Annotated in this window: 11 protein-coding genes; 8 read left to right on the top strand and 3 right to left on the bottom strand. The window is 67.3% G+C overall.

Features of this window, described 5'->3' with window-relative positions; all coding sequences use genetic code 11:
* Positions 1–17 precede the first annotated feature (17 nt).
* On the top strand, positions 18–1,304 hold the full coding sequence (locus tag ACMUOY_RS11180) for a hypothetical protein (protein WP_413892798.1): 1,287 nt from the start codon (positions 18–20) through the stop codon (positions 1,302–1,304).
* A gap of 44 nt (positions 1,305–1,348) precedes the next feature.
* Here ACMUOY_RS11180 and ACMUOY_RS11185 read toward each other — a convergent pair whose 3' ends face one another.
* Positions 1,349–2,704: an alpha/beta hydrolase family protein gene (locus ACMUOY_RS11185; RefSeq protein WP_413892799.1), complete on the bottom strand. Its 1,356-nt coding sequence runs from the start codon at positions 2,702–2,704 to the stop codon at positions 1,349–1,351.
* Between the two features lie 64 nt (positions 2,705–2,768).
* Positions 2,769–3,818, bottom strand: coding sequence for a hypothetical protein (locus tag ACMUOY_RS11190; RefSeq protein WP_413892800.1), 1,050 nt, complete (start codon positions 3,816–3,818; stop codon positions 2,769–2,771).
* Positions 3,819–4,109: 291 nt separating this feature from the next.
* On the opposite strand from ACMUOY_RS11190, the gene ACMUOY_RS11195 reads away from it, so the two are divergent.
* The 7 genes from ACMUOY_RS11195 to ACMUOY_RS11225 all read left to right on the top strand — a co-directional run bounded on the left by ACMUOY_RS11195 (position 4,110) and on the right by ACMUOY_RS11225 (position 12,294).
* Positions 4,110–4,856, top strand: a complete 747-nt coding sequence (locus tag ACMUOY_RS11195) for a hypothetical protein (protein ID WP_413892801.1) — start codon at positions 4,110–4,112, stop codon at positions 4,854–4,856.
* A gap of 40 nt (positions 4,857–4,896) precedes the next feature.
* Entirely contained in the window at positions 4,897–7,260 is a 2,364-nt protein-coding gene (locus ACMUOY_RS11200; RefSeq protein WP_413892845.1) for an ATP-dependent DNA helicase, read from the top strand.
* A gap of 98 nt (positions 7,261–7,358) precedes the next feature.
* Positions 7,359–7,670: a hypothetical protein gene (locus ACMUOY_RS11205; RefSeq protein WP_413892802.1), complete on the top strand. Its 312-nt coding sequence runs from the start codon at positions 7,359–7,361 to the stop codon at positions 7,668–7,670.
* A 46-nt stretch (positions 7,671–7,716) separates the two neighbouring features.
* A complete protein-coding gene (locus ACMUOY_RS11210) occupies positions 7,717–8,598 on the top strand; it encodes a D-amino acid aminotransferase (protein WP_413892803.1) in 882 nt (293 codons plus the stop codon).
* Between the two features lie 119 nt (positions 8,599–8,717).
* A complete protein-coding gene (locus ACMUOY_RS11215; RefSeq protein WP_413892804.1) occupies positions 8,718–9,671 on the top strand; it encodes a TAXI family TRAP transporter solute-binding subunit in 954 nt (317 codons plus the stop codon).
* Positions 9,672–9,754: 83 nt separating this feature from the next.
* Complete coding sequence (locus ACMUOY_RS11220; RefSeq protein ID WP_413892805.1) at positions 9,755–11,956, top strand: TRAP transporter permease; 2,202 nt, start codon at positions 9,755–9,757, stop codon at positions 11,954–11,956.
* Positions 11,957–12,021: 65 nt separating this feature from the next.
* A complete protein-coding gene (locus ACMUOY_RS11225; protein WP_413892806.1) occupies positions 12,022–12,294 on the top strand; it encodes a KTSC domain-containing protein in 273 nt (90 codons plus the stop codon).
* Positions 12,295–12,319: 25 nt separating this feature from the next.
* On the opposite strand, the gene ACMUOY_RS11230 is transcribed toward ACMUOY_RS11225, so the two are convergent.
* Positions 12,320–12,709: a hypothetical protein gene (locus ACMUOY_RS11230; RefSeq protein ID WP_413892807.1), complete on the bottom strand. Its 390-nt coding sequence runs from the start codon at positions 12,707–12,709 to the stop codon at positions 12,320–12,322.
* Positions 12,710–12,751: the final 42 nt, after the last annotated feature.

The raw sequence follows: 12,751 nt of genomic DNA on the forward strand, positions 1-12,751 counted from the left end.
GCAGCCTGTCGCCGACGATGCCGCACCGATCAGCCGTTGCCCCTTCCGCCGTCGCGCTGCACGATGCGCGGCCGTTCTTCGAAAAGGCGCTGCATTACGGCGTGCAGCACGGCCTGATCAACAGCGCCAGGCTGGACGCCATCCGCGCGGATGCGCCCAAGGGCATGGTGCAGATCGCGCGCTACTTCGGTAGCGAATACCTGCGTCCGGAGCTGGAAAAGGCCCGTGCGCGCCTGGTCAACCTGGTGAGCCTGTCGCTGGAGCACAGCAGCGGTGGCGACCTGCGCCGGGCGGCCGAGGCCCTGCGGGACCACTCCCTGCTGTCGCGCTCCAAGAATGGTTCGGACCTGCTGAAAGCGCTGATCGCGATGCCGCAGAACAGCCATTTCGGCATGAACGAGCGCGGTGGCTTCACCGACAAGCACATCCCGCTGCTTGGCGAATGGACCTTGCGCAGCATCGCCGAGTACCGCGCCGAGCTGATGCAGCGCACCGCGGCGGCGCAGGTGATCGATGCCGCCGTCTGGCTGGCCGACGAACTCGGTCTGGACGCCGACGATCTGGAAGACGCCGCGCCGGACGCCGAGGCGGTCATCCGCACCGTGCTGCTGACCCTGGCCACAGGCGGCAGCCGCATGCCCGACTGGGTGGGTTTCGAGAAAACCATCGCCGCCTTGCGCCGGCAGGCGGGCGGCGGCAATCCGCCGGCCAAGGGCAAGAAGAGCCTGGCCACCCGCGCAGCGGGTGTCACGATGGCGCTGCCGCCGCAGCTGCCGCAGGCTTTTGTCGGGGTCGTGGAGGCGGTGCGCCAGTCGATCCTGGCCGACCTGCCGCGCATCCTGGATGGGAGCGTGCCGGTGCGCAAGCTGTTCGACCAGACGCCGGCCTTCATCGGGCGCTACTTCTGGATCGAGGACGGCCTGAGCGAGGTCGACCACCACGATCGCTCCGCCTCCGAGGCCTGGCACCAGCTCACTGGCGGGCATTCGGATGACAGCTCGCTGCTGACGCTGTTGCTCGGCGTGGCCGCCGGTGCGGCGCCCAAGACCTTGCTGACGGAGAAAGGCGCGGCCTCGCTGGTGCGCAAGATCCGCAAGTCCGGCCTGCAGCCGGACCTGGCCCGCGCCTTCATCCGCGACCACGCCCCGCTGGCGAACCAGGACGATTACGCCGACCTCTGGGAAGGGTTCGTCGAGGAAGCGCAGGCCACGCTGTGCAGCGACCACGACTACGAACTCAAGGACGCGCTGGCGCTGCTGCGCCGTGAATGCAACGTCAAGCCGTCATCGGGCGGGCCGGGCTGAGCGGGCCAGGCGCCGGACGCTGAACGGGTCCGGCGCCTGGCGCCTCAGGGCTGGCGCGGTGTCACACGGCTGGCCAGTGGCGGGCTCCGGTAACCGGGGCGGATGCGGCAGCCCGGGCCATAGCTCGCCTCGAAGGCGTTGCAGCGCGCGGCCACGGATTCCGGCGTGGGCTTCACGCCGTGGTCGATCCAGTCCAGCAGCGCGGCGAACAGCGCCGGGTACTGTGCGTCGCCGAGGTAGCTGTGCTCGGATTCCTCGCTGAAGGTCTGCACCAGCCGTTCGCCCTGGCCGGCGGCCTCCAGCGTCTCGCGGTACGCCGACTCCAGTTCCACGAAGGCGGTGGGGTCGTGGATCGCATGCAGCGTCAGCACCGGCACACGGACCTGGCCGGTGGGCGTGCTGTCGCGGGCGAGCGCGGCCACGGCCTGTGGATCGGCCGCATAACGCGCCACCCCGGCGTTCAGCGCGGCATCGTCGGCCGAGCCCTGGTAGCGGGCGCCGACATTGCCGAACGGGTTGCGCCCGTCCAGGCGCAGCTGCACCAGGTCGCGGAACAGCCAGGTGGCCCAGTTCAGATGGCCGATCAGTGAGCCCTCGGGAATCCGGATCACGTTGAGGATCGTGGCCAGCTTGGCCTTTTGCTGCTCGGTGCGCTGCGCTGCGGGCTTGCGCACGCCGGTGCAGGCGTCCACGCGCTCGGCCAGCTCCGCACGCGTCAGCTTTGCGTCCATGGGCAGGCCCCGCCAGAGCGGGTACGGGGGTTCATCGGCCTTCGGGTGGTTCTGGCAGACCCATTGGTAGACCACGCGCAGGTCGAGGCGGAAGTCATAGGCCACGGAGCCGCCGCCCAGCACGCCGCTGGTCAGCAGCACGGCGTCATAGGGGCCGGGCCGGCCGTCCACGGTGGCGTACAGTTCGGCCGCCTTTGAGGCGACCCCGCCGCCGTAGCTCTGCCCGTGCAGGATCGTGCGCCGCGCCGGACCGAAATGCTGCACGAAGATGGTGCGCAGCCGCTCGGTGTCTTCGGCCGCCATCGTGATGCCGTAGCCGCCGCGCCGGTAGGTCGAGCCGGCCCAGGCGTAGCCGGCTTTCACGGTGATGGCCCAGCGCTGCAGGTCTTCGGTGGCGCGTTCCGGCTTCGCTGGCCCGGTGTCGGCCGGTCCGCCGTGGGCGTGCATGACCAGCACGCCGCGGTCCCATTGCGCGGGAAGGGCGATCCAGTAGAACGCTCCCTGGCCGTCTTCGCCGGTGTAACAGCGCGATTCGGCGGGCACTTCGGCCGGACAGGCGCGGGGCTGGGGCGGCGTCGGGACCAGGGACGGTGTCTGGGCGATGGCCGACAGGCTGCCCATGAGCATGAGGGTGGCGAAGGCGAAAAAGGTCGGGATTGGCAGGCGCATCGGGGAATGGTAGCCCCGTGGGGGCATGGCGCCAGCCACTGCCGGCCATTGCGGTCCAGCACGGCTAGGAAAAGGTTTCCGAGCGTGGGTTCTGGTACAGCCGCGCCGGCGCGGTCCGCTCGGCATCGATGGGGGGCAGGGTGGATCGGCCCATGGTGGAGTCCACCTCATCGACAGGCGGTGCGGACACGGGTTCACACGGGAGCGCCTGCACCGTCGCTGCCGCTTTGAACGGCGTGGTGGTCACTGCGCCGGCATAGTAGAGGCAGGCCAGGTCCTCTGCGAGGGCTCTTTCCGGGACTTCGGTGCGTTCATGCAGGCCCCTGAAATCGCCAGGCGCGGTGAACAGCGTGCTCAGCACCCGCAGGGTGGAGTCCCGCAGCCAGCCCATCGGCACGCGCGGCTCATGGCGGTAATAAATCAATTCCGTGCGGTAGCGCGCAGGCAGCAGGTCGCGCGTGGTGTGGCGTGCATGGGTCCACACCAGTTGCGCCGGCGTGCACAGGGCGAAGCTTTCCGGCAGGTCGTGCGCACCCGGAGGGCGCCGATCCCAGTGGGCGCCAATCAGGTCCAGCGGCGATGCCGTCGGCAGGACGGCCGCATGGCCATGCCGGAAGTCCAGAACCGCCAGCAGCGTGGCCTGTCGCATCACATGGTAGATGCTGCCGCGCAAGGTCGTGCCGCGCTCGATGATCAGGGCGCCCAGCGCAGCCTTGAACAGCATGGGTTGCAGCCAGCGGTCGAACTGGAGCAGCACCCTGTGGATGGCGGATTCAGAGCCCGGATCGAAGGTGCAGACCGCCTCGAAATCGCTGGAGCCCAGTGGCGTGGAAAAAGCCACCGGTCGGTGGACTTCTTCGAGCCGCAGCGTCAGGGTGCGCTCTTGCGGCCTGCCGGCGGTGACCCGGAGGTTGCCGTCGGGCAAGACACTGACGCGGGACCCGTTGACCCACCAAGCATCGGCATCCCAGAACGAGACCAAGCGCCACGAGGGCAGTCCGGGTCGCGGATGTGCGATGAGCGATGCGAACGTGGTACGTTGTTCGGGAGAGAACCCCACCATGCCCAAGCCCAGGGTGGGCTGTTCAAGAGTGCTGACTGGGGAGGGGTTCATGCGCTTGCGAGAGGCTTTGCTGAAACCTTACGTTACAACTTGCGGTCTGTCTATCGGAATATTCTGAGCCGGTTTTCGGTGAGACCCATGCACGAGATCAGAGTGATCTCTCCAAAGGGAATCAGCCTATCGCCGGATGGTCATTGCTTGCTGTGAATGGGGCGCCGCCAGGCACATCGGGCAGCGCCTTTCCTGGGCCACGCCCGGCATGCGCAGCTTCCATCCGGGACAATGCGCCATGCTTCACCGCCTGAATTTTCCCGCCGACGCGGCTGTGGGCTCCTCCCCATCATGATCGGCAAGCCCCACGCCCGCCGCCTGCGGGAGATCTACCGCTCGGCCGGCTGGCCCTGCCAGGACCTGGTGGAAATCGAGCTGCTCGCCGCCGGGCTGCTGGAGCGTGTGCGCGCGGCCAGCGGGCACGAGACCCTGCGCGTGACCGACGCCGGCATCCGGCTGCTGGCCGAGACGCTGCAGGGCAACCGTGCCGCGCGCTCTGAGCACGACGCGCTGGTGCAGCAGGTCGCTCGTGAGATGGCACGCGCCGGGCGCGTGGTCTGGACCGGCCTGTCCCTGCGCGCGCAGGTGCCGGGCCCCACGGCGCAAGATCCGCCGCAGTGGTGCATCGCCATGCCCGACGTCTTCTCCATCCGCAACACCACGGTGGAGGCCTACGTCGAGCCGGTGGTGCACGAGATCAAGGTGCGTCGCGCCGACCTGCTGGGCGACCTGAAGAAGCCCGCCAAACGCGCTGCCTACCTCGACCTCGGCGGTGCCTGCTGGTACGTACTGGGCAACGATGCGCGCGGCCGCCCTGTCGGCCAGCCCGACGAGATTCCGGTCGAGTGCGGCGTGATGTGGCTGCAGGAGGGGCAACTCAGTGTGGCGCGCCCCGCGCCGCGCCGGGCGGTGGAGCGCCTGCCGTTTGCGGTGTGGCTGGAACTGGCCAAGCGCACGCCGCACGCCGTCGACGGCGGCGATCAGGCGCCGCTGGCCGATCTGACCGGCGAACCCCCGCCGCCCGAAGCCGGTGGCTGAGGCCCCGAATTCCCCGAGCGCACAGGGCCAGGCGCCGCTGGTGCCGTCGGCGTCCGTCTACACCGTGGCGGTGCGCGCCCTGTGCGAATTCACCGCCAAGCGTGGCGACCTGGACCTGCGCTTCACCCCGTCGCCCACCGGGGCCGAAGGCGTCGAAGGCCACGGAGTGGTCACCGCCCGGCGTGGCGTGGGCTACCAGACCGAGGTGGCGCTGTCGGGGGACTGGGGGCCGCTGCGCGTGCGGGGCCGCGCCGACGGCTGGGACCCCGTGGCCCGGCGCCTGGAAGAAATCAAGACCTACCGTGGCGACCTGGCCCATGTGCCGGACAACCACCGCCAGCTGCACTGGGCGCAGGCCCGTGTCTACGGCGCGCTGATCTGCCACCAGCTGGGCCTGCAACAGGTGGCGTTGGCGCTGGTCTACTACAACATCGACACACGCCAGGAGACCGTTTTCACGGAGACGGGCGAGGCCGCAACGCTGCAGGCCTTTTTCGAGGAGCAGTGCCGGCACTTTGCCGCCTGGTCGGCGCAGGAGACCGCCCACCGGGCGGCCCGGGACGAGGCGCTGCGCGCGCTGGCCTTTCCGATGCCGGCCTTTCGCACCGGCCAGCGCGAACTGGCCGAGGCGGTGTACCGCGCCGCCCGCGCGGGTCGCTGCCTGATGGCGCAGGCGCCGACCGGCATCGGTAAGACCGTGGGCACGCTGTTCCCGCTGCTGCGCGCCATGCCGCCGGATGCCAGCCGCGCCGGCAGCGGGCTGGACAAGGTGTTCTATCTGGCCGCCAAGACGCCCGGGCGCCAGCTCGCGCTGGACGCATTGCAAAGCCTGCGCGCGGGCCTGCCCAAGGCGCCGCTGCGCGTGCTGGAACTCGTCGCGCGCGACAAGGCCTGCGAACACCCCGACAAGGCCTGCCACGGCGAGTCCTGCCCGCTGGCGCGGGGCTTCTACGATCGCCTCAGTGCTGCGCGCCAGGCGGCGGTGGACGCTGCCGGCGCGGGCCTGCTGGCGCGCGAGCGCGTGCGTGCCGTGGCCCTGCAGCACCAGGTCTGTCCCTACTACCTGGCGCAGGAGCTGGCGCGCTGGGCCGACGCGGTGGTGGGCGACTACAACTACTGGTTCGACACCAGCGCGTTGCTGTTTGCCCTCACGCAGATGGATGGCTGGCGCGTGGCCGTGCTGGTGGACGAGGCGCACAACCTGGTCGAGCGCGCGCGCAGCATGTACTCGGCCGAGCTGGAGCAGGGCGCACTGCGGGCGCTGCGGCGCTCGGCCGCCCCCGTGTCGCCCCCGCTGAAGCGCGCGCTGGACCGGCTGAACCGCCATTGGAACGCGCTGCAGCGCGAGCAGCGCACGCCCTATGCCGCGTCGCAGGCCCTTCCGGATGCCTTCGTCGAGGCGTTGAACCGGACCCTGGCCACCTTGACCGACCTGCAGGCTGACCAGCCCGCGCTGGCAGGCGAGCTGGCGCTATCCGGGGCCGACCTTCAGCGCTTCTATTTCGACGCGCTGCATTTCGCACGCCTGGCCGAAAGCTTTGGCCCGCATTCGCTGTTCGACATCACGCTGCGCCCTGGCCGCGCGCCCTTGCCCGAGCGCCCAGCGGCGTCCACGTTGTGCATTCGCAATCTCGTGCCGGCGCCGCACCTTCAGCCGCGCCTGGCCGCGGCGCAGGCGGTGGTGCTGTTTTCCGCCACGCTGAGTCCACAGGCCTACCACGCCGATCTGTTGGGTTTGCCAGCCAACACGGCCTGGATCGATGTGCCATCGCCCTTTACGGCGCGGCAGCTGTCGGTGGGCGTGGCCCGCCACATCTCCACCCGCTGGGCAGACCGCTCGCGCTCGCTGGCGCCCATCGTGGACGCCATTGCCGGCCAGTTCGCGGCGCGGCCCGGCTTGTACCTGGCCTTCTTCAGCAGCTACGACTACCTGGACCAGGTCTTCGCCCTCCTGCGCGAGCAGCACCCGGACCTGCCCTGTTGGGAGCAGCAGCGCCAGATGCCCGAAGCGGCACGGGAGGCTTTCCTGGCGCGCTTCATGCCGGGGGCGCAGGGCGTCGGTTTCGCCGTGCTGGGCGGCGCCTTTGCCGAGGGCATCGATCTGCCGGGCGAGCGCCTGATCGGCGCCTTCATCGCCACGCTGGGCCTGCCGCAGGTGAACCCGGTCAACGAGCAGATCAGGGCCCGCATGGAGGCTGTGTTTGTCGGACGCGGCTACGACTACACCTACCTCTACCCCGGCCTGCAGAAGGTGGTGCAGGCCGCAGGGCGGGTGATCCGCAGCCCCGTCGACGAGGGCGTGCTGGTGCTGATGGACGACCGTTTCAGCCGCGCCGAGGTGCGCGCGCTGTTGCCGGCCTGGTGGGAGGCCCGGGAGACTGGTTCTGAGCAATTTCGTGAATGAAATGTGTCTTTCCCCAGCGTGAAATGGTCATAATTCGCTATTCATTTGATAGCTTTAGTCAGTATTCCCGGTTGGCTCTTTGCCGCCAAAATTCGATCATGACTGCCCCGAACGACTACTACCCCACGCTGCGCCGCGCCGTCGCGCTGGCGCGCGAGGCGGGCCTCTGCGACGCAGCCGACGAACTCGAATCGCGCGCCTTCGCGGTGTTCACCACCGGCAGCGAGGCCGCTGGCGAAACCGGCCTGGCCATTCTCGCCTTTCGCGCACAGACCGGCTCGCGCCTGCCTCCCGAAGCGGCGCGCCTGCTCGATGCCTGCCAGACCGAGATCGCCAAGGTCTGGCCGCGCCTGCGTCCGGGCTGGCGCGGGGCGGTGTGGCGTTGGCTCGGGCGGTGGGGCCTGGGCTGAGGCGTCGGGCGTAAACTGGCGCGAACTTGCAACCTGATCTTTTCCCATGAACACCTTGCCCGATCTGCCTTGTTACCTGAATGGCGAATACACCACCCTTCCGAACGCGAAGATCAGCGTGATGGACCGGGGCTTCATCTTTGGCGACGGCATATACGAAGTGGTGCCGGTGTACGCCGGTCGCCTGTTTCGCTTCGATCACCACATGGCCCGGCTGGAGCGCAGCCTGAAAGAGTGCCGGATTCCCAACCCCCACAGCCGTGCCGAGTGGGCCGGGATCATCGGCTCCCTCGTCACCCGCTACGCGGCATCGCAGGGCATCCAGGCCGAAGCATCCGACCAACTGATCTACCTGCAGATCACGCGTGGCGTGGCCCTGCGTGACCACGTCATGCCCGCCGACATCACGCCGACGGTGTTCGTCATGACCAACGCCATGAAGCCGGTGCCTGCGGAGCAGCGCAGCCAGGGCGTGGCCTGCGTCACGGCCGACGATTTCCGCTGGGAAAAGGCCCACATCAAGTCCACCAGCCTGCTCGGCGCGGTGTTCGCCCGCCAGATCAGCTTCGATGCCGGCGCCATGGAGACGGTGATGTTCCGCGACGGCTGGCTGAGTGAGGCGGCCGCCTGCAACGTCTGGATCGTCAAGGACGGCAAGGTCATCGGCACCCCCAAGGACAACCTGGTGCTGGAAGGCATTCGCTACGGCCTAATCGAAGAAATCTGCCGAGCCCAAGGCATCGGGTTCGAGTTGCGTCGCATCAGCCGCGCCGAGGTCTTGGGCGCCGATGAGGTGCTGCTGACCTCGGCCACCAAGGAGGTGCTGGCGGTCACGCGGCTGGATGGCCTGCCGGTGGGCACGGGCCAGCCCGGGCCGGTGTATGTCCGCCTCTACGAGGGCTACCAGCAGGCCAAGGCCGCCACCTGACGGCTCCGCGGGTGTTTTGACCATCTGAGGGCTTTCACTGTCCCGACCTGCCCCGCGCAGGGATTACACTGAAATTCCGGTCTGCTTGTTCACGTTCGCGTTTTCTCCTAGGAGCTTTCATGAGATTCAAGGTTTTTGCCACCGCCGTTCTGGCCTCTGTCGCGCTGGTTGGCGCGGCCAATGCGCAGCAGTTCTTCCGCATCGGCACCGGCGGCACCGCCGGCACCTATTACCCGGTGGGCGGCATGATTGCCAACGCCGTATCGCAGCCGGGCAAGATCATCGTCACGGCACAGGCCAGCAATGGCTCGCTGGGCAATGTCAACGGCATTGCCGGCGGGGCCATGGAGTCGGGCTTCAGCCAGTCGGACGTGGCCACCTGGGCGCAGACCGGCACCGGCATTTTTGAAGGCAAGCCCAAGATCGCGGGCCTGCGGATGATTGCCAACCTCTACCCCGAGAGCATCCACGTGGTGGTCAAGAAGGGCTCGGGCATCAAGAGCATTGCCGACCTCAAAGGCAAGCGTGTGGCGCTGGACGAGCCCGGCTCCGGCACGCTGATCAACGCCCGGCTGGTGTTGGCTGCCTACGGCGTGAAAGAGTCCGACATCAAGCCCGAATACATCAAGCCCAACCAGGCCGGCGACAAGATGAAGGACGGCGCGCTCGATGCCTTCTTCTTTACCGGTGGTGCGCCAGCCGGCGCGATAGCCGAACTGGCTTCGGCGGGTTCGGGCATCGAGTTGTTGCCGATCGACGGCGCCGCTGCCGACAGCCTGCGCAAGTCCAGCGGCTTCTTTGCGATCGACACCATCGCCGCCGACACCTACAAGGGTGTGGGCGCTGTCAAGACGCTGGCGGTGGGCGCGCAATGGGTGACCAGTGACAAGGCCGACACCGAAACCGTCTACCAGATCACCAAGGCGCTTTACAGCGACGCGGCCCAGAAGACGCTGTCAGCCGGTCACGCCAAGGGCAAATTCATCACGTTGCAGAACGCCGTGCAGGGCGTGGGCATTCCGTTCCACCCCGGCGCCGAGAAGTTCTACAAGGAAGCCGGTGTGCTGAAGTAAGCCTGCGCACCTGATGTACCTTGTGGACGGGCGGAGCAGGTTCCGCCCGTTGTCATTTGTAGCCGCACCCTGAGAAGCATGCCATGAGCCATCGCAACGCCACCGTCCTGCCGGATGACAAACAACTGCTGGCCCTTGAGGAAAAATTCGATCCCGAGATGCGCTTTCGCCCCTCGGTGCCGCCGGGGACCTTGCTGATCAGCGTCCTGCTGATCGCGTTGAGCTGCTTCCACTACTACACGGCCGGTTTTGGCCTGTTGCGCGAGACCACCCACCGGGGCGTGCACCTGGCCTTCGTGCTGGGTCTGATCTTCCTGGTGTTCGCGGGCAGCAAGGCCGGCGAAAGCCGGGTGGTGCGCCACGGCCTGGCCTCGCCGGGCGGAATCCCCTGGTACGACTGGCTGCTGGCCATCGGCGTCGCACTGGCGGTTCTGTATATCCCTTACACGTTTGAAGACCTGGCCTTTCGGGTCGGTAACCCCAACGCCGCCGACGTGGCCTTTGGCACCGTGCTGTTTGTCGCGCTGCTGGAGGCCACCCGGCGCAGCATGGGCTGGCCGCTGCCCATCATTGCGTTGGGCTTCAGCTTCTACGCACTGTTTGGCCCGTATTTCCCGGGCTTGCTGCAACATGCCGGATCGAGCTGGAGCCAGTTCATCAACCACCAGTACCTCACCAGCCAGGGCATCTATGGCGTGGCGGTGGGCGTCGTGGCCACCTACGTCTTTCACTTTGTGCTGTTTGGCGTGATGGCCACGCGAATCGGGCTGGGGCAGCTGTTTCTCGACATCGCATCCAGCATCGCCGGGCGCTATGCGGGGGGGCCGGCCAAGGTCAGCGTTTTCGGGTCGGCCATGTTTGGCATGCTGTCGGGATCGTCGGTGGCCAATGCGGTCACCGTAGGCTCTCTCACCATTCCGGCCATGATCCGCGTCGGCTACCAGCGGCACTTTGCCGGCGCTGTCGAAGCAGCGGCTTCCACGGGTGGGCAGATCACACCGCCGGTGCTGGGAGCCGCAGCCTTCCTGATGATCGAGTTTCTGGGCTTGCCTTACCAGACCATCATCACGGCGGCTATCGTGCCGGCCTTCATGCACTTCTTCGGCGTCTTCATGCAAGTGCATTTTGAGGCCAAGCGTTACGGCCTGCGCGGCCTGACCGAGGAAGAAATGCCAAAGCTGCGCCAGAGCCTGAAAATGCGCTGGCCCACGCTGATCCCGCTGTTCCTGCTGATCGGCATCCTTGTGAGCGGGCGCACGCCGTATCTGGCCGCCTTTGTCGGCATCACCTCCTGCGCCATAGTGGGTCTGACCACCTCGGTGCGGGGCAACCGCGCACACAACTGGGCGTTGATGGTGGCCTTGCATCTGGCACTGATGGGCATTGCCTTCACGGACTTCGACGAGCGCATCAAGCTGAGCATCTTCTCCGTCGCCGTGGTCGCCACCGTCGTCCTGATGCGCGTTCTGAGGATTCGCGGCCGCATCGAACCCGCCGTGCTGGTGGAGGCGTTCGAGACGGGTGCCAAATACGCGCTGGCCGTGGGTGCCGCCGCCGCCACAGTGGGCATCGTGATCGGGGTGGTCACGCTCACCGGCGTGGGCTTCAAGATCAGTTTCATCATCACCGGGGCGGCCACCAGCATCGCCAATGCCCTGAGCATGATCGTGCCGAGCTATCTGATCGCCTTCCAGTCGCTGACCCTGCTGGCTGCGCTGGTGATGACGGCGTCGGTCTGCATCCTGATGGGCGCGGGCATTCCCACCACGGCCAACTACATCATCATGGTCACGGTGGCCGCGCCCACGCTCGTGCAATTGGGGGTGGAGCCGCTGGTGGCGCACTTTTTCGTCTTTTATTACGGGGTGCTGGCCGACATCACGCCGCCGGTGGCGCTGGCGGCCTACGCCGCCGCCGGCATGGCGGGCAGCGACCCGTTCAAGACCGGCAACACGGCATTCCGGCTGGGCATCGCGAAAGCGCTGGTCCCCTTCGTGTTTGTGTTTTCTCCATCGCTGATCCTGGTGGCCAAGGGCTTTACCTGGTATGACTTCACCGTCACTTTCGTCGGCTGCGTGCTGGGCATCACCTTCCTGGCGACGGCGTTTTCCAAGTTTTTCCTGGTGGAGATGAAGCGCTGGGAACAAGCCCTTTGCATTGCCGCCGCGCTCTTGATGGTTGCCCCCAGCCTGACCGCCACCCTGGTTGGCGTGGCCATGGTCATTCCGGTGCTGTTGCGACAGCTCAAGGACTGGCGGCTGACGCACAGGGCCGTGGCGCACTGATCAGGCGGTTTGACACCCGTTGAGCCAAGACCGGTTGCGCTGAATTCTTTCCCGAGGCCTTTGCCATGCCCACCAAGACCTTCACCAGCGGCCGCATCCGGCGCGCCGACTACGACCCCGCCACTCGCCAGCTCGACCTGCACTGGGACAACAAGACCGTGCTCGCCTACAAGCCGGTGCCTGAAGAAGTCTTTCGACGGATCAGCAGTGCCCCGTACCCGGCGAGCTACTGGGAAGACCGTATTGCCGACGAATACCCGAAGGCCACGCCGATGAAATCCGAAGTGGGGTCCGCTGGGCCGAAGACGCTGGGCGACTTGTTCGGGTCGGGCGATTGAGCACGGGCGGCGGTGCGCAGCCCCTTCACGACTGCCAGACGCCGTAGCCGCTCTCGCGCAGGTCGATGCCCAGTTCCACTTCCAGGCTGCGGGCCTCGTCATAGGTCAGCGGGTTGTACAGCTCATAGAGCTCGGGCAGCAGGCGCTGGCCGAACTGCGTGACATACCGATTCGCCTGGATGCCGGCCTTGTGCTTGTCGAAGCGCACATCGGGGTCCAGCCCGGTCATGCCGACGTAGACGCAGGGCTTGCCATCGATGTAGCCGGGATTGGCGCGCACGAAGCGGGGGTGGCGAAGAACCTCGGGCGAGAGTTCGACCACGTAGACGTGGTAGTGCCGGCGCTTTCGCGTGGTGCGGCGCTTGGGGGCGGCTTCGTCCGGCTCGGCGGCGGTTTTTTCAGTCTTTCTTGGCATGTCCCGGCGTGAAATGGCGGTTTCATGCTATCAGATTGGGAG

This window comes from Candidatus Skiveiella danica (assembly GCF_022705245.1).
Lineage (GTDB): Bacteria > Pseudomonadota > Gammaproteobacteria > Burkholderiales > Burkholderiaceae_C > Skiveiella > Skiveiella danica.